The sequence below is a fragment of the Leclercia sp. Marseille-Q4284 genome, assembly GCF_916618945.1.
Lineage (GTDB): Bacteria > Pseudomonadota > Gammaproteobacteria > Enterobacterales > Enterobacteriaceae > Enterobacter > Enterobacter tamurae.
Genome location: NZ_CAKAKG010000001.1, coordinates 1,306,061 through 1,321,654 on the forward strand (window position 1 = coordinate 1,306,061; position 15,594 = coordinate 1,321,654).

Below are 15,594 nucleotides of genomic sequence, written 5' to 3' on the forward strand. Positions count from 1 at the left end.
ATCCGGCGCTTAAGGGGCTTTTTTTATGCCTTCAGCACCGGATGACCGCTCAGGGTCAAACAGGTCTTACCTGCGGCGTGAACAAGCGAAGCCTGCGCGCCGAGCGGCAGGGTGACGGTCTGTTGTTCATGACCAAAATCGAGCCCGCTGATAATCGGCACCGACACCCGGGAGCGCAGGTAATCGATCATAGTCGCCAGATCGTATCCGGCGTCGTAATCATTGGCGGCCGCACCGCTAAAACTGCCGAGGACGATCGCCTGCTGGCGGTCGAGGATCCCCGCGTGGTGCAGCTGGAGCAGCATGCGCTCAACCCGGAACGGATGCTCGTTGATATCCTCCAGCACCAGAATGCCGTTCTCAATGGCGGGCAGCCAGCGGGTGCCGATCAGCGACACCACCATTGCCAGATTGCCGCCCCACAGCTGGCCTGCGCGTTCACACGCCGGACCTTCGCCCTGCCACTCCACGGAGTAGGTTTTGTTTTGCAGCGCGCGCCAGAAATGATCCAGGGTAAAGGCGTCCAGCTCGGGGGCGCCAAAGTTGCCCGCCAGCATCGGGCCGCTAAAGGTGATGACGTTATGCAGCGCCAGCAGGCCCAGCTGGATAACGGTGAAATCGCTGTGACCGCAAATCAGCAGTGGATCCTGCTGCTGGCGTATAGCCAGACCCTGCCAGTCGATCTGCTCCAGCAGGCGGCTGGCGCCGTATCCTCCGCGCACCGCCAGCACTATCTGGTTGGCCCCCTCGAGGCGGGTGAGGGCGTTAATGTCGTTCAGCCGCTGCGCCTCGGTCCCGGCAAATCGCTGCTGGCGGCGGGGTATAATTATCTGATTTTGCACCTGATGCCCGTCGTCCAGTAAACGCGCAACGCCCCGTTGGGCCGCCTCCTGATTAATGCAGTAACCTGATGGTGCGATGAGATGAAACTGAGACATGGCATTTCCTTGCTGACTTATAAATCTAAATGTATATATCATGCCGCCTGAGCGCATCCTTCATCAAGCGGAGGATAGGGTAACAGCGATGAATGACCATAAGGACAGATGACGTGAAATTGAGATGGTTTGCTTTTTTGATTGTGTTGCTTGCAGGATGCAGTTCAAAGCAGGATTACAACAAAACCGAATGGAACCCGGAAGTGCCGGTCAAACGGGCGATGCAGTGGATGCCGATCAGCGAAAAAGCCGGTGAAGCCTGGGGCGTCAGCCCGCGTCTGGTGACCGCCATCATTGCGGTGGAGTCAGGCGGGAATCCAAATCTGGTCAGTAAATCGAACGCGGTGGGCCTGATGCAGCTGAAAGCCTCCACTGCCGGGCGAGAGGTCTACCGGCATATGGGCTGGAGCGGACAGCCCTCCACCAGCGAGCTGAAGAACCCGGAGCGCAATATCTCGATGGGCACCGCCTATCTGAGCATTCTGGAGCATGGGATCCTGAAGGGAATTGAGGATCCGGAAGTGATGCAGTATGCGCTGGTGGTGTCGTACGTTAACGGGGCAGGCGCGCTGCTGCGCACCTTCTCCTCGGATCGCAAAAAGGCGATTGCCGAGATCAACGATCTGGACAAAGACGAGTTCTTTGAGCACGTCGTGAATAATCACCCGGCCCCGCAGGCGCCGCGCTATATCTGGAAAGTACAGAAGGCGATGGACGCCATGTAATCCGTTGCCGGGCAGCCACGCGCTGCCCGGTCGCGATCAACGCACCTTGTTGGCGCGCTCCCGCGCTTCACGTTCCAGCGAGTAGATAATCCGCTGCAGTTCACGCTCCGGGCCTGGCCCGACATTGAGAAAACGGAAGCTCAGACGCGGCGTGGTGATGGTTTCGTTTTTGCTGTCCACGACCTTACGTTCACTCACCGTGATCAGCTGCGCATCGAAGAAGAAGCGACCCCAGCCGCCCATATCCAGTTCGATTTGCGAGAAGCGCATCCCCTCCACCAGTGCCTCAGGTTTTGCGCTATCCATCAGCGCCCCCATGCCGCCCAGCGAGAGATCGTGCAGACGAAAACGGATCACGCTCTTGTCCGGCATTTTGGCTTTGCAGAAGTAGGCCGGATGCAGGGGGGCATTGATACGGAAAAACTCCCGTCGCTGGATACACCATACCGAGGCCGGCAGGGAGGTAATAAAGGCCGGTAGTCCTTGCCAGGTTCCCTGTTCCAGTTGCGGCAGGTCAAACTCCACCTTCGCCCCCTGGGTGTCGGCGGCCACGGTGATGATTTCTGCGCGCAGCACCGAGCGGTTTTCGTACTCCTGACTACCCAAATCCATCACCAGCCGCTCTGGCGTGGCATCCAGGATTTTGCTGATGAACTGGTTGTTCCCCCAGCTGATACGCACGGGAACGCCCTGTTTTTGCAGATCGCGTAATACCCCTAATACAGCCAGCGGATTAGTTTTCAGGAACTGCTCACTGTAATTACTCACGCCCGAGGGCTCCTCGATAGATGACAGTCTGTGGTTGCGTTATCGGCATCTGTGCGCGGAACTTAATACAAACCAGCAATTATTTTTTTCGTCAGAGCCGCAATTAAGTCAGTGTACTCAAAATGGTTTTCTGGCTATTGCCTATACTTAATTGACCTGCGCAGACGGGTGTTCTGCGTAAGCTTAACTCTGCAAGAGGGCATCGCTATGGGTATCATCGCCTGGATTATTTTTGGTCTTATTGCTGGTGTTATCGCAAAATTCATCATGCCTGGACGGGATGGTGGTGGCTTTATTGTGACCTGTATCCTTGGGGTCGTAGGTGCGGTTGTCGGCGGCTGGCTGGCAACGATGTTTGGCATCGGCGGCAATGTATCCGGATTTAACCTGCAAAGTTTTCTGGTGGCCGTGGTTGGCGCTATTCTCGTGCTGCTTATCTACAGGATGGTACGACGCGCCTGACCCACGTAAAAACGGCTCTTATATAAGAGCCGTTTTTTTGTGCGAATTTCCCTGCAACACTGCCGGGTGGCGGCTACGCCTTACCCGGCCTGGAACAGCTTACTGCCCGACACTCTTCTGCGTTTGTGTCGATTCATCATTCGCGGCTGGCTGTGAGGTGGACGGGGTACTGGCCGCCGGTTGAGTACTGGTGGCCGCTGGGGTGGTGGTCACCGGTTCATCATTCGCCGCAGGCTGCTGGGCGGGCAGTTTGTCGCAAGGGTTGGCCTGCGGGCAAACCAGATCCAGCATCTTCAGCGTCACGCCGTTGGTCCAGCCGAAGCCGTCCTGCAGCGGATATTCACCGCCACCGCCACCCGTGCCGGTAGTGGACACATCATATTTCTCCACCAGCTTCTGCTCGCGATCGTAGGTGTGCTGCACGTTGGTGAGGAAGCGCCAGGTAACGTCCATCGCCACTTTTTTATGCCCGTAGTTCTGCAAGCCTTCGGTGGCCACCCACTGCAACGGTGCCCAGCCGTTTGGCGCATCCCACTGCTGACCGCTGTTGACGTTGGTCGTCGCAATCCCACCGGCTTTCAGCAGCTGAGCCTCGGCGGCCGAGGCCGTTTTGTCCGCACGCTCCTGTGAGGCTGCCTGCACGTACAGTGGGAACAGCGCCGCGGCGGTCAGCTGATCGCGCACCTGTTTGGTTTTCAGATCGTAATCCGCATACCAGCCCTGTTTGTCGTTCCACAGATAGCGCTCCATCGCTTTCTGACGATCGGCTGCCAGACCTTCATAACGGCTGGCGGCTGCACTGTCGCCCCCATCCTGACTGGCTTTCGCCAGCAGTTTTTCCATCTTGAACATCAGGGCGTTCAGATCCACCGGCACGATACTGGTGGTGCGGATCGTCCCCAGCTGCTGCGGATCGTCCATCCAGCGCGAGCTAAAGTCCCACCCGGAAGCGGCGGCGGAACGCAGATCGCGGTAGATCTCGGTCGCCGGGCGGTTCGGGTATTTTTTCGCGGTGTTGATGTCATCCAGCCAGGATTCCGGGCGCGGCGTATCGCGGTTGTCCCAGTAGCGGTTCAGCACCGCACCATCGTCCAGCTTCACCACCCGCTGGCTGGCCTGACCCGGCTGAAGGGCATCCACCCCCTCCATCCAGTAGGCGTACTCTTTTTCCATCTGCGGACGGTATTTTTTCAGCGCCTCGCTGTCGTGGGTCGCCAGCAGTTCAACCATCAGGGAGAAGAACGGCGGCTGGGAGCGGCTCAGGTAGTAGCTGCGGTTGCCGTTGGGGATGTGGCCCCAGCTATCCAGTTCGTAAGCGAAGTTAGCCACCATATCGGCGACTTTGTCCCAGTGACCGCTCTCGGCCAGCCCCAGCATGGTGAAGTAGCTGTCCCAGTAGTAAATCTCGCGGAAACGTCCCCCTGGCACCACATAAGGTTTTGGCAGCGGCAACAGTGAATCCCACTTCCCGGCGCTGGAGGTGGTGCGGGTCAGCACCGGCCACAGGCCGTCGATATGCGCACGCAGGCTCTGCCCGGCTGGCGGAACGTATTTTTCATTTTCAGTCGGCAGGGTGAAGTTCATGTCGACAAAATGCCGCAGGTCGAAGCCGGACTGTTTTCGCTGCATGTGGTAATCAGCAAGGATCGCCTGGGGATCGTTTTTTGGCACCGCATCGGCAAAGGTTTTCTGGTCGGGGAAGAGTTTGGCGCTTTGCACATCGTTAAACAGAGGACCAAACAGAATGTCCGGAGGCTGTTTCAGGGTGCTGGACGAGTCGTCCGCATAGCTGAAGGCGGTGATCCCAAGCAGGATGCCGCCAATCGCCAGCCGCAGTGTAGGGTGGCGTTGAGGTCTCATCATGGTTGTTCTCCTAAGTTCGCTGGGCAGCGTGACCGCTGTCATCAATCACCTGAAAACCTTAGACGAATCTTAGCCACTTAGCGTGTCGGATAGCGCATTTTGCGTATAACCAGACAATTTACCGTTGCGGACAAACCACAGCGAAGCCGCTGTTTTTTCTGATATATGCCGGATCAATCCCGACATCTGCACTACCTTCATAACCAGGTTAAGCAAAAGGGAGTGCCAATGAAATCGTTACCTTTGATCGTGCCAGCCATCCTGCTTCTTGTCGGCTGTGGGGCGAACAACTCCCCGCCGCAGGCACCCATCCCAGGTGAAAGCACCTCCGCCAAAATGCGCACTCTGGAAACGGGCGCCCAGGTTATTCAGTCCCGCCCGCCAGTGGAGGCCATCAGCGCTTATCTTGACGGCTTTCATTTTTACAGCGGGGATAAAAACGGCCAGATGGAGGCCCATCACTACGTGACCGTGCTTAACGAAGAGGTTATGCAGGCGGTCATCTATGACGGCAATACGAAGGATGCCCGGCTGATGGGGGTCGAATACATCATCAGCGAGCGCCTGTTTAACACCCTGCCGCCGGAGGAGAAAAAGCTCTGGCACAGCCATCAGTACGAAGTGAAGTCGGGCAGTCTGGTAGCACCCGGCCTGCCTGCGGTGGCCGACAAGGCACTGATGAGCAAGATCGTCAACACCTACGGCAAAACCTGGCACACCTGGCATACGGATCGCGACAAAACCCTGCCGCTCGGCATCCCGGCCCTGATGATGGGCTTTACCGGGGAAGGGCAGCTCGACCGGGCCCTGCTGGCGGATCGCGATCGGCGTCTTGATATTGATACCCAGGAGATTAAACGCCAGCGCGCCGATATCGTCGCCCACCCGGTGGCGAAAGGCGCCAATGCCTGGCAGCAGGGCGAGGTGATTCAGCTTCGGCGAGTGCAGGGGAGCGGGGAACACGGTCACGGCGACACCGCGCATTTTGGCACCGCCGAGCAGAGCCAGCAGACGCATTCACATTGATGAGGAGGCGATATGAAGATCCATCACCTTAACTGCGGGTGTATGTGCCCGCTGGGCGGCGCGTTTTACGATGGTTTCAGCAAGGGGCTGCATGCGCATCTGGTCTGCCACTGCCTGCTGATTGAAACCGAGCGCGACGGGCTGGTGCTGGTGGATACCGGCTTCGGGCAGGGAGACGTGCGCGAGCCCTCCCGGCTGTCGGGCTTTTTCCGGGCGCTGAATAACATCCAGCGCCGGGAGTCGCTCACGGCACGCGCCCAGGTTGAGGCGCTGGGCTTCAGCGTGGCGGACGTCCGCCATATCATCCTGACGCACCTGGATTTCGACCACGCGGGTGGCCTGACGGACTTCCCGCATGCGCGCATCCATTTAATGCAGCAGGAGATCGACACCGCCCAGCGACGCCACAGCTGGCTGCAGCGGGAGCGCTATCGCCCCGGGCAGTGGAGCGCCACCTCAGGCTGGGAGGGCTATCAGGTGCAGGGCGAGCGCTGGTTTGGCTTCGACGCGGTAACGGCGCTGAACGGCCTGCCGCCGGAGATTCTGCTGGTGCCGCTGGCCGGGCACACGCCGGGTCACGCCGGGATTGCCATCCAGCAGCCGCAGGGGTGGCTGCTGCACGGTGGCGACGCCTGGTTTTACCGGGATGAGATGCGCCAGCCGCAGCGCCACTGTACCCCCGGGCTGCGCTTTTACCAGTGGATGATGGCGATGGACAACGCTACCCGGCGGCGCAATCAGCAGCGGCTGCGCGAGCTCTCCTGTTCGCACGCCCACGACATCACTTTTTTCTGTAGCCATGACGCACGGGAACTGGAAAGCCTGGCGACGCAGCCAAAACCGTCCTGATTACCGGAACTTAGGCGTGGCCTGCTTTCCGGGGGAGACGCCTAAAAATTATACTGGATATTTGAACAGGTATTTGTATACTATTAGAGCAAATTACCCATGTAATGTATGAGTGAGGGGTGAAACCTATGTTAATTCCTGTTGAAAATTTCCAGTCCAACGATCGGCTTGCCACCATCAGCAGCCGCGAAATCGCCAAAATGACCGGTATCGCCCATACCGAGGTGAAACGCATGGTGACGAGTCTGGAAACAGCGCAGCGTCTTTCGCAGCCGGTAACGGCCAGTCTGTACGAGCGCGAAGGTGAAACGCGGCAGGAGTTTTTGCTGAATAAACGAGACTCCCTGCTGACGGTTTCGCGTATCTCTCCGGGCTTCACGGCTGCCATGCTGGATCGCTGGCAGGAGCGGGAACGAAACGCCAATATCCCGGACTTCACTAACCCGGCAGCGGCGGCACGCGCCTGGGCCGAGCAGTATGAAAAATGCCATCGGGCGGAGGAGCAGCTGGCACTCTGGGCCCCAAAGGCGGCGTTTTTTGACCAGTTCGTTAAGGTGAAAGAGGCGATGGGGTTCCGTCAGCTCTGTAAAATGCTCAAAGCCAAAGAGCCGCAGTTCCGCGAGTTCCTGCTGGAGCGCAATATCATGCAGCGCGTCGGCGGCAATCTGGTTCCGCCGCAGCACCATATCGACGCGGGCTATTTTACCCTGCACAGCGGCGTGGGCGAGAACCAGCACACCTGGTCCCAGGCGCGCTTTACCGCCCGCGGCGTGAAATGGGTGGCGGATCTGTGGTCGAAACATCTCTCCACCCTGGCCATCGAACTGCCGCGCGAGGATCGCACCGAAGGGAAAATGACCCAGCAGAGCTGGCTTTAACTGTTACCCGGTCAGATCTCCTGTGGGATCTGACTGGCTTCGCGTAACGCCCCTGGCGACTGGCCGACAATTCGCTTAAACGCCCGGCTAAAGGCGGCCAGCGATCCGTAGCCCAGCCGCAATGCCACGGTTTCAATCGCCTGATTCTCCTGACTGATATACTGGATCGCCAGCCGCATTCGCAGCTCGGTCAGGTATTTCGCCGGGGTAGTGCCGGTGGCGGTGAGAAACCGCTCGGCAAATACCGACCGTGACGTTCCCGCCTGTTTTGCCAGTTCCGCCACGCTCCAGTTGACCCCCGGCTGCTGGTGCATGGCGTAGATCGCCCGGCTGAGGCGCGGATCGCGTAGCACCTGGATCCAACCGGTGGCTTTCCCGCATCCGGATTCGACCCAGCCGCGGACAATTAGCGCTGCCACCACGTCCGCCAGCCGGGCGAGGATCCCGGCAAAGCCTACCTGGCGCGCCATCGACTCGCGCTCCATCGCTTCCAGCAGGGGATGGATCTCCGGCCAGGTGGTCATCAGGCGACTGACCATCATCACTTCCGGCATCGCTTTGATCAGCGGCTGCATCCCACCGAGATCGAAATCCATACATCCGCTGAATATCATTACGTTATCGCTGTCCGGGCAGGGCTCGCAGTGGATGTCGCATACCGTGTTGCAGATGGGCTCGCTGGGAAAGGCCGACACCGGCGTCACCGTCGCGTCATCCCCGGAGAGCAGGGCGTGGGCATCACCGTTGGGGATAAACACCGCATCGCCGCTGTTCAGCGCGAACCGCGCCCCGCTGTGCATCTGCAGAACCGCCGGGCCGCGGCTGATAAAGTGAAATTGTGCTTTGCCCGGCGCATAACCAAAGGCCACGCCAAAGGGCGTGCTGGCTTCAATCCGACGGTATTTCACCCCTGACAGGCGCATGCCGCGCAGCAATTCACTGATCAAATCAGGCGACTGGATGGTCATTTCTCTATTCCCGGACGATTAATCAATAAGTGGAGATTATATGTCATAGATCGTCCACGGTGAACTGCCTATGCTTTGCGACATACATCACATTTTTATAACCGGAGAGTAACAGATGCATTCATCCATCGTCGCAAACGAGGCCAGTGCCCCGGCCCGACCCGCCTGGCGCGCGGTCTGGTCGCTGGGGCTGGGGGTATTCGGCTTAATTATTGCCGAGTTTTTACCTGCCAGCCTGCTGACGCCAATGGCGGCCAGCCTGGGGGTCAGCGAAGGGGTGGCGGGGCAATCCGTTACCGCCACCGCGCTGGTAGCGCTGGTCACCGGTCTGCTGATCACTCCCGCCACCAAAAGCATCGACCGCCGCTGGGTGCTGATGTTCTTCTCGGTACTGCAGATTATCTCCAGCCTGATGGTGGCCTTCGCGCCCTCGCTGCATGTCCTGCTGATGGGACGCTTGCTGCTGGGGGTGGCGATCGGCGGCTTCTGGGCGATGTCCACCGCCACCGCGATGCGCCTCGTGCCTGCCAGCGACGTGCCGAAAGCGCTGGCCATTATCTTCTCCGGGGTGTCGATCGCTACCGTGGTAGCCGCGCCACTGGGCAGCTATCTCGGAAGTCTGATCGGCTGGCGCAACGTTTTTCTCCTCTGCGTGGTGCCAAGCCTGCTGGCGCTGCTGTGGCAGCTGTGGGTGCTGCCCTCCATGCGTCCGGAGAATAGCGCCAGCCTGAGCACTCTGATGCGGGTCCTGCGTCGTCCGGGGATGATGGGCGGCCTGCTGGCGACCATCCTGATCTTCAGCGGCCATTTCGCCTTCTTTACCTACCTGCGACCGTTCCTCGAGACGGTAGGGCAGGCGAGCGTTGAAACGATTTCGCTGATCCTGCTCGGCTTTGGCGTGGCGAACTTTGTCGGTACTTCCATTGCCGGACATCTGCTGGCGCGCAACCTGCGCCTGACCCTGGCGCTGGTGCCGTTCGCGATGGGGATCCTGGCCTGGCTGATGGTGGCGTTTGGACATCTGGCGCTGGTGGACGGTCTGCTGGTGAGCCTGTGGGGCTTCGCCTTCGGCTTAGTGCCGGTGGGCTGGTCAACCTGGCTGGCAACCACCGTTACCGACGAGGCCGAGAGTGCAGGTGGCCTGATGGTCGCCTCGATTCAGCTGGCGATCAGTGCCGGTGCGGCAGGCGGCGGGGCGGTATTCGATCTCAACGGGGCGAGCGGAGTGTTTACCGCCAGCGGCGTGCTGCTGGTGGCGGCGATGGTAATGGTCTTTGCCGGGGTAAGGGTCAAACCGGTGGCAGCGGAGTAAGTTTGCATGCCCGGCGGCGCTGCGCTTGCCGGGCCTACAAAAACCGTAGGCCGGGTAAGACGTAGCCGCCACCCGGCAATGTCACTATTGTTGCGCTACTTTCTTCATTGGAATAAACGAAATCACCAACGCACCCAGCACCAGGAAACCGGCCACCATAAAGATCCCGGCGTTGAAGTTGCCGGTGACATCCTTCATCCAGCCCATCAGCAGCGGCCCCAGCGCGGCGCCGGTCATCCCGGTGGCGTTGATCACCGCGATCCCCAATGCCCGTGCGCGGAGTGAAATAGCGCGGTCTGGCGTCGTCCAGAAGATCACCATCGCGGCAAAGGCACCGGAAGAGGCCATCACGATCCCGGTGAACTGCAGCATCGGATCGCTGCTGGTGGCGGTCAGGATCCAGCCTGCGGCGGCAAACAGATACGGCAGCAGGGTGTGGACTTTACGCTCGTTATGCTTGTCGGAACGCTTACTCCACCAGATCATCGCCACGATAGTACAGACCTGCGGGATGGCGCTGAGGATCCCGATGGTCACGTTACTGCTCTCCTGGCTGATGCTGCGCAGGATCAGCGGCGTCCAGACGCTGAGGGCGCTCAGGGTGTTGGTCAGGCAGAAATAGGCGAGGGTATAAAGCATGATCGTTGGGGTGAACAGCTCCCGGAACATGCTGCGTTGCGTTGGCACCAGCGCGGCCTTTTCCCGCTGCTGGGCGCTCAGTGCATTGACGCGATCCGCCTCCAGCATCTCTTTCAGGCAGGCCTTGTCATCGCTGGTGAGCCAGCGGGCTTTATCCGGGCTGTCGTCCAGCCAGAACCAGACCACAAAGCCCAGAATTACCGACGGGAAACCTTCCAGCAGGAACAGCCACTGCCAGCCCTTCAGGTTCATCACCCCATCGAGGTTGAGAATATACCCCGAGGCCACCGAGCCCAGCGCCATCGTCACCGGCATGGCAATCATAAACAGGGCATTGGCGCGGGCGCGGTAGTGCGCCGGGAACCAGAAGGTTAAATAGAGCAGCAGGCCCGGCAGGAAGCCAGCTTCGGCGATCCCCACCAGCATACGCAGCACATACAGGCTACCAGGGCCGGTGGCGAACATGGTGGCGGTGGACGCAATCCCCCAGACCACCATCAGAATGGCGATCCAGCGCCGGGCACCCACGATACTCAGCATCACGTTGCTGGGGATCCCGCAGATAACGTACATCACGTAAAACAGGGTTGTCGCCAGGCCAAACATGGTGCTGGTCAGCCCCAGATCCTTGCCCATCGTCAGCCCGGCAAAGCCGATGTTGATACGATCCAGATACGAAAAGACGAACAGAATGAACAAAAAAGTGATGAGTCTGCGGAATAACTTTTTAATCACCCGCTGTTGACGCGGATCGAGCGTGGCGTCAGCAGGGGAAGGTGGAGCCAGCACGTCAGTGCGTGTCTGTTCCAGCGATGGACTCTCATTCATGAAAAGCTCCACATGGCGGTTATTGGTATTGTTGTGTCGTGCAACCTGAACACGTGCGCTAACGTATAGGAAATCGCACATATAAACGTCAATGTTATGTTTGAAAAATGATACGCAATTGTTAATCTCGTAGCGTTTTCGAATCATATTGCGATATCGATCGCCTTTCGTGGCGCGCAGGTAATAACAGAAGGCATTGCCGGGCGTGAAGAGGCTATAGCGGGCGGACAATAGCGGGTATAATTGCCGCCATTGCATCACTGCCGGAACCTCATTGCATGAGTCAAACCAACACATCGTCAGACACCGGGGCCGCTTTTCATCGCGAAGAGTTCCCGTTCTACTGGATCGTTAATGTCTATGCGCGCTACACGCAAGTTATGGAAATCACGCTAAAAAAGGTGCAGCTCGATGTTTCCCGCTTTCGGGTGCTGATGATTACCGAACAGTACGGTAAAGCCAGCATCTCGCAGATCTCCGAATATGCGATGACCAAAATGCCTACCGTCACCAAAATCGTCGGTCGCCTGCGTGATGACGGCCTGGTGACCACCGCCAGCAGCGTGCAGGATGCCAGAGTCACCGAGGTGATGCTCACCGAGACCGGCCGTGAAAAAGTGGCTGAAGCCCACCGCCTGGCCAGCAAGGTTTTTGAGAAGGGTTTTAAGGGCATGACCGCCGCCCAGATGGAAAAAATGAACCTTTCGCTGTCGAAGGTGCTTGATAACCTGAACGAGCTTTGAAGGCGCCGCAGAGAGAATTGCGGTTTTGTGACAGCCTTAAAAATTCCAGATAATCCACATTAAAACAATCACTTAAACAAGAGTCGCGCTACGCCCTGGTGCGGCTCTTTTTTCATTTCCGCGCAGTTTTTATTGTTATTTATCATCGTCATAACCCTCCCTCTCGAAAGTGTTATAAAAATGTTTCCATGTTATTTTTGCGTAAAATTAACGTGAAAAATTACTTGAATATTCATCTAAATCTTCCATGATTGACCTGAGTTCAGGTAGGTCGAATCGCAGCGAAGACTGCCCGGCCGAATATGATTCGTTTTTTCTGGTTGAGGTGTGAATGATGCAGCCCGTTACTGAGAGCAATGGTTACGTAGAACGGTTTACCCTCGGCGAAGGCGATCTCTGCTTCGCTGTGAAAGACACCCTCGACATCGCAGGCTACCCGACCCGTGCCGGCTGCCCGGCGCTGGCTGCCAACCCGGCGGCACCGCAGCATGCGGAGGTGGTGAAAACCCTGCTCGGACAGGGCTGCGTCCTGAGCGGAAAAACGACCCTGCATGAACTTGCGTTTGGCGTCACCGGGATTAACCCCTGGAGCGGCACGCCGGTTAACCCCGAATTTCCTGACCTGATCCCCGGCGGCTCCTCCAGCGGCTCTGCTGCGGTGGTCGCCGCCGGTGAGGTGGATTTCGCCCTCGGCACCGACACCGGCGGCTCGGTGCGAATGCCCGCCGCCTGCTGCGGGATCCTCGGCTTAAAACCGACTTACGGCCGCCTTAGCCGGGTAGGAGTGATGCCCGCGTACAGCTCGCTGGACTGCGTGGGCATCTTCGCCCGCGATGCTGATGTTCTGCGCCAGGTGCTGACCCGGCTGGCCATTCCGGTCGGCGCACCGCTGACAACCCTGCCTGCCATCGGCTTCATCCCAACCGCCACCCGCGACATTGACGCGCTGCTGCTGAAGGGTCTGGCGCAGTGGGGCCTGCGCCCACAGCAGGTTGATCTCCCCCTGTTGGGCGATGCTCATCGTGCCGGGCTGACCCTCATCAGCCACGAAAACTGGCAGGCTTTTAGCCCGTTACTGAGCGATGACCGGGTCTCCGCCGATGTGGCAACCCGCATTCGCGCCGGGGAAAGCGTTGATGCCGATGCCCTGAACACCGCAGAGCACATCCGCGAGACGTTTACCGCCCAGGTCGATGCTCAATTGAAGACGACCCCATTGCTGGCGCTGGCAACCCTGCCGGAACTGCCCCCGACCCTGGAAGAGGCGAAAGATCCGCTGAGCGTGGTCAACCTGACCCGGCTGGTGCGCCCGTTCAACCTCAGCGGCCACCCGGCGCTGACCCTGCCGATGGGTGACCTTCATGGCCGTCCGGTAGCCCTGCAGCTGATCGCCGCCAAAGGCCAGGAGGGCCTGCTGGTGCAGGCCGCCGAATGGCTGGCTGAACGACGACGCCGCTAACCATCCCGTTTTACCGAACACCGTTCCAACAATAACTCAGTGAGTACCACTCATTGCGGCAGCGCTCGTCTCTCTGCGGGCCGCACACTCTTTTCGGGAGGAAGCTATGTCAGCCGTTCATGTTCGTGAGGAGCTCGTTCCACTGCTGAATGACGTTGCGGCCCGCAGCGCCGATTTTGAGCAACAGCGTCATATCTCTGACGACATCATCGCCCGGTTTAAGCAGATCGGCGTCTATCGCGCGCTGGTCCCCAAAATCTACGGCGGCGAGGAGTGCTCCCCGGCGCAGTTCTGCGAGCTGATCGAGCAGATCGCCACCGCCGATGGCTCCGCGGGCTGGGTCGCCAGCTTCGGCATGAGCCCGTTTTATCTCGGCGCGCTGCCGCCGGACACCCTGAAAGCACTCTACCGCGACGGCCCGGACGTGGTCTTCGCCGGGGGCATCTTCCCGCCGCAGAAAGCGGTGCTGGCCGACGGCGGCTACCGCGTCAGCGGGCGCTGGGGTTTTGCCAGCGGCAGTATGGGCGCGTCGGTGTTTGGCGTCGGCATCCTGCCGGAAAGTGGTGAAACCCTGCCACGGATGGCGGTCCTGCCGCGCGACAGCGTGCAGATTGACCCGGTGTGGAACACCGTCGGGCTGGCCGGAACCGGCAGCCACGATCTGGTGGTTAACGATGCCTTCGTGCCCCGGGAGTGGACCTTCGTGCGCGGCGGCGCCCTGAACCTCGACGGGGCGCTCTATCGCTATCCGGTGCTCTCCCTTGCCACCCAGGTGCTGTCAGTGGTGGCCCTCGGCGTGGCACGCGCCGCCCTGAATGAGATCTATGCCATTGCCCATCGTCAGCAGTCGGTGACCGGCGCGCCACGGCTGGCCGACCGACCGCAGGCGCAGATGCAGATTGCCCACTGTGAAGCGGATCTGCGCTCCGCCCGGGCCTGGTTCTACGACGCCATCGACGATGTCTGGCAGGACATTCTTGCCGGGAACGAGCCTGACTGTGAGCAGATCAACGCCCTGCGGCTGTCGTCCACCCACGTCACCCGCGTGGCCGCCGAGGTCACCCGTCAGGCGCTGGCGCTGAACGGCATGGGCGGCATCACCATGAAAAGCCCGCTGCAACGCTACGTGCGCGACACCATGGTGATCACCCAGCACGCCTTTATGGGCGACCTCTCTTATCTCAATGCCGGTACGGTCTATTTCGGTGGCCAGCCTCTGCCGGGTTATTTGTAATTTTGACCAAAGGAGCAACAGATGAGCCAGACAACAACCTTACGCGTGCTGTTTTGCATCGGCGTAAACCAGAACTTCTTTGATGCCAGCCCGGCAGAAGCCAAACAGGTGTGGGGCGCGTTCGGCGTGATGATGAAAGGCATCGACGAAACCCAGGGCATCCGGGTGATCGGAAACATGGATGACGACCGTCTGATGGTCGGCCCGTCCACCGCCTCGCCGTGGACCACCTACGTGCTGGCGGATGCCGACAACCTCGACAGCGTGGTGGCCGCCTGCAACCTGTTCCGCACCACCCCGGTGGGCGACGGGGAGAGCAAGCTGTGGAAGTACTGCAAGATCGAAGCCCGCGTCGGGCGCGAACTGATTATTCAGTAACGGAGCCGATCATGAGCCCACAGGATGCGCTGCGTTTACAGCAGCTGGAGGATCAGCAGGCAGCCCGGGTCTGTATCAGCAACTACATGCGGCTGTGCGATCGGCTGGAGAGCATGGAGACGGTGCAGGCCATCGGGGCGCTGTTCAGCGCAGACGCCTGCTGGGAAGGGGTCGGTGAGCCCTACGCTACCCGGCTGGGCAGACATCAGGGACGTGCGGCGATTGAGGCGATGATGGCGGGCTACGTCCGCCACCCGGCGCACTTTGCCCTGAACGCCCATTTTCTCTGTTCCGAAGCGCTGTATCAGGAAGCCGACGGCGAGCTGCACGGCCGCTGGCTGATGCTGCAAACCTCCGCCTTTACCGCGGGCGGCGCGCACCTGAACGCGGCTGAGCTGCAGATTATTTTCCGTCGCGAGGCGGGGGAGATGACCATCCACCATTTCACCACCCGCAACCTGTTCAGCAGGCCGGTAAGCCACTGGCAGGCGGCGGATGCGCTCCCGGTACCTGACAACAAGTAG

The 15,594-nt window shown here is 59.6% G+C and carries 16 protein-coding genes; 11 read left to right on the plus strand and 5 right to left on the minus strand.

The window, feature by feature from the left end; translation table 11 throughout:
• Positions 1-23 precede the first annotated feature (23 nt).
• Positions 24-938: a muramoyltetrapeptide carboxypeptidase gene (gene ldcA / locus LG383_RS06060; RefSeq protein ID WP_106993262.1), complete on the minus strand. Its 915-nt coding sequence runs from the start codon at positions 936-938 to the stop codon at positions 24-26.
• Positions 939-1,051: 113 nt separating this feature from the next.
• Between ldcA and emtA the strand changes: the two genes are divergently transcribed.
• A complete protein-coding gene (emtA, locus tag LG383_RS06065) occupies positions 1,052-1,663 on the plus strand; it encodes a membrane-bound lytic murein transglycosylase EmtA (protein WP_106993261.1) in 612 nt (203 codons plus the stop codon).
• Positions 1,664-1,699: 36 nt separating this feature from the next.
• On the opposite strand, the gene LG383_RS06070 is transcribed toward emtA, so the two are convergent.
• Positions 1,700-2,431 (minus strand): flagellar brake protein, encoded by a 732-nt coding sequence (locus tag LG383_RS06070; RefSeq protein ID WP_106993260.1) that lies wholly within the window; start codon positions 2,429-2,431, stop codon positions 1,700-1,702.
• Between the two features lie 207 nt (positions 2,432-2,638).
• Here LG383_RS06070 and LG383_RS06075 point away from each other — a divergent pair, with 207 nt between their 5' ends.
• A complete protein-coding gene (locus LG383_RS06075; RefSeq protein ID WP_106993259.1) occupies positions 2,639-2,893 on the plus strand; it encodes a GlsB/YeaQ/YmgE family stress response membrane protein in 255 nt (84 codons plus the stop codon).
• Positions 2,894-2,992: 99 nt separating this feature from the next.
• On the opposite strand, the gene LG383_RS06080 is transcribed toward LG383_RS06075, so the two are convergent.
• Positions 2,993-4,756 (minus strand): alpha,alpha-trehalase, encoded by a 1,764-nt coding sequence (locus tag LG383_RS06080; RefSeq protein ID WP_225758558.1) that lies wholly within the window; start codon positions 4,754-4,756, stop codon positions 2,993-2,995.
• Positions 4,757-4,984: 228 nt separating this feature from the next.
• On the opposite strand from LG383_RS06080, the gene LG383_RS06085 reads away from it, so the two are divergent.
• The 3 genes from LG383_RS06085 (at position 4,985) to LG383_RS06095 (ending at position 7,509) form a co-directional block, all read left to right on the plus strand.
• Complete coding sequence (locus tag LG383_RS06085) at positions 4,985-5,782, plus strand: OBAP family protein (protein ID WP_106993257.1); 798 nt, start codon at positions 4,985-4,987, stop codon at positions 5,780-5,782.
• Positions 5,783-5,794: 12 nt separating this feature from the next.
• Positions 5,795-6,631: an MBL fold metallo-hydrolase gene (locus tag LG383_RS06090; RefSeq protein WP_225758559.1), complete on the plus strand. Its 837-nt coding sequence runs from the start codon at positions 5,795-5,797 to the stop codon at positions 6,629-6,631.
• A gap of 128 nt (positions 6,632-6,759) precedes the next feature.
• A complete protein-coding gene (locus tag LG383_RS06095) occupies positions 6,760-7,509 on the plus strand; it encodes a phage antirepressor KilAC domain-containing protein (protein ID WP_225758560.1) in 750 nt (249 codons plus the stop codon).
• 11 nt (positions 7,510-7,520) lie between these two features.
• Here LG383_RS06095 and LG383_RS06100 read toward each other — a convergent pair whose 3' ends face one another.
• On the minus strand, positions 7,521-8,477 hold the full coding sequence (locus LG383_RS06100) for an AraC family transcriptional regulator (protein WP_225758561.1): 957 nt from the start codon (positions 8,475-8,477) through the stop codon (positions 7,521-7,523).
• Between the two features lie 115 nt (positions 8,478-8,592).
• Between LG383_RS06100 and LG383_RS06105 the strand changes: the two genes are divergently transcribed.
• Positions 8,593-9,789 (plus strand): MFS transporter, encoded by a 1,197-nt coding sequence (locus LG383_RS06105; RefSeq protein ID WP_106993253.1) that lies wholly within the window; start codon positions 8,593-8,595, stop codon positions 9,787-9,789.
• 84 nt (positions 9,790-9,873) lie between these two features.
• On the opposite strand, the gene hpaX is transcribed toward LG383_RS06105, so the two are convergent.
• Positions 9,874-11,256, minus strand: coding sequence for a 4-hydroxyphenylacetate permease (hpaX, locus tag LG383_RS06110; RefSeq protein ID WP_225758562.1), 1,383 nt, complete (start codon positions 11,254-11,256; stop codon positions 9,874-9,876).
• Between the two features lie 278 nt (positions 11,257-11,534).
• On the opposite strand from hpaX, the gene LG383_RS06115 reads away from it, so the two are divergent.
• The 5 genes from LG383_RS06115 to LG383_RS06135 all read left to right on the plus strand — a co-directional run bounded on the left by LG383_RS06115 (position 11,535) and on the right by LG383_RS06135 (position 15,594).
• Entirely contained in the window at positions 11,535-11,999 is a 465-nt protein-coding gene (locus LG383_RS06115; protein WP_166182752.1) for a MarR family winged helix-turn-helix transcriptional regulator, read from the plus strand.
• 334 nt (positions 12,000-12,333) lie between these two features.
• Positions 12,334-13,458, plus strand: coding sequence for an amidase (locus LG383_RS06120; RefSeq protein WP_225758563.1), 1,125 nt, complete (start codon positions 12,334-12,336; stop codon positions 13,456-13,458).
• Positions 13,459-13,564: 106 nt separating this feature from the next.
• Entirely contained in the window at positions 13,565-14,692 is a 1,128-nt protein-coding gene (locus LG383_RS06125; RefSeq protein WP_225758564.1) for an acyl-CoA dehydrogenase family protein, read from the plus strand.
• A gap of 21 nt (positions 14,693-14,713) precedes the next feature.
• Positions 14,714-15,070, plus strand: coding sequence for an IacB protein (locus tag LG383_RS06130; RefSeq protein ID WP_225758565.1), 357 nt, complete (start codon positions 14,714-14,716; stop codon positions 15,068-15,070).
• A gap of 11 nt (positions 15,071-15,081) precedes the next feature.
• On the plus strand, positions 15,082-15,594 hold the full coding sequence (locus LG383_RS06135) for a nuclear transport factor 2 family protein (RefSeq protein ID WP_225758566.1): 513 nt from the start codon (positions 15,082-15,084) through the stop codon (positions 15,592-15,594).

Excerpts from the sequence above, each read along its gene's own strand:
- ldcA (WP_106993262.1), bottom strand. The coding sequence starts at position 938 with ATGTCTCAGTTTCATCTCATCGCACCATCAGGTTACTGCATTAATCAG.
- LG383_RS06075 (WP_106993259.1), top strand. The coding sequence starts at position 2,639 with ATGGGTATCATCGCCTGGATTATTTTTGGTCTTATTGCTGGTGTTATC.
- LG383_RS06080 (WP_225758558.1), bottom strand. The coding sequence starts at position 4,756 with ATGATGAGACCTCAACGCCACCCTACACTGCGGCTGGCGATTGGCGGC.
- LG383_RS06085 (WP_106993257.1), top strand. The coding sequence starts at position 4,985 with ATGAAATCGTTACCTTTGATCGTGCCAGCCATCCTGCTTCTTGTCGGC.
- LG383_RS06090 (WP_225758559.1), top strand. The coding sequence starts at position 5,795 with ATGAAGATCCATCACCTTAACTGCGGGTGTATGTGCCCGCTGGGCGGC.
- LG383_RS06095 (WP_225758560.1), top strand. The coding sequence starts at position 6,760 with ATGTTAATTCCTGTTGAAAATTTCCAGTCCAACGATCGGCTTGCCACC.
- LG383_RS06100 (WP_225758561.1), bottom strand. The coding sequence starts at position 8,477 with ATGACCATCCAGTCGCCTGATTTGATCAGTGAATTGCTGCGCGGCATG.
- LG383_RS06105 (WP_106993253.1), top strand. The coding sequence starts at position 8,593 with ATGCATTCATCCATCGTCGCAAACGAGGCCAGTGCCCCGGCCCGACCC.
- hpaX (WP_225758562.1), bottom strand. The coding sequence starts at position 11,256 with ATGAATGAGAGTCCATCGCTGGAACAGACACGCACTGACGTGCTGGCT.
- LG383_RS06115 (WP_166182752.1), top strand. The coding sequence starts at position 11,535 with ATGAGTCAAACCAACACATCGTCAGACACCGGGGCCGCTTTTCATCGC.
- LG383_RS06120 (WP_225758563.1), top strand. The coding sequence starts at position 12,334 with ATGCAGCCCGTTACTGAGAGCAATGGTTACGTAGAACGGTTTACCCTC.
- LG383_RS06125 (WP_225758564.1), top strand. The coding sequence starts at position 13,565 with ATGTCAGCCGTTCATGTTCGTGAGGAGCTCGTTCCACTGCTGAATGAC.
- LG383_RS06130 (WP_225758565.1), top strand. The coding sequence starts at position 14,714 with ATGAGCCAGACAACAACCTTACGCGTGCTGTTTTGCATCGGCGTAAAC.
- LG383_RS06135 (WP_225758566.1), top strand. The coding sequence starts at position 15,082 with ATGAGCCCACAGGATGCGCTGCGTTTACAGCAGCTGGAGGATCAGCAG.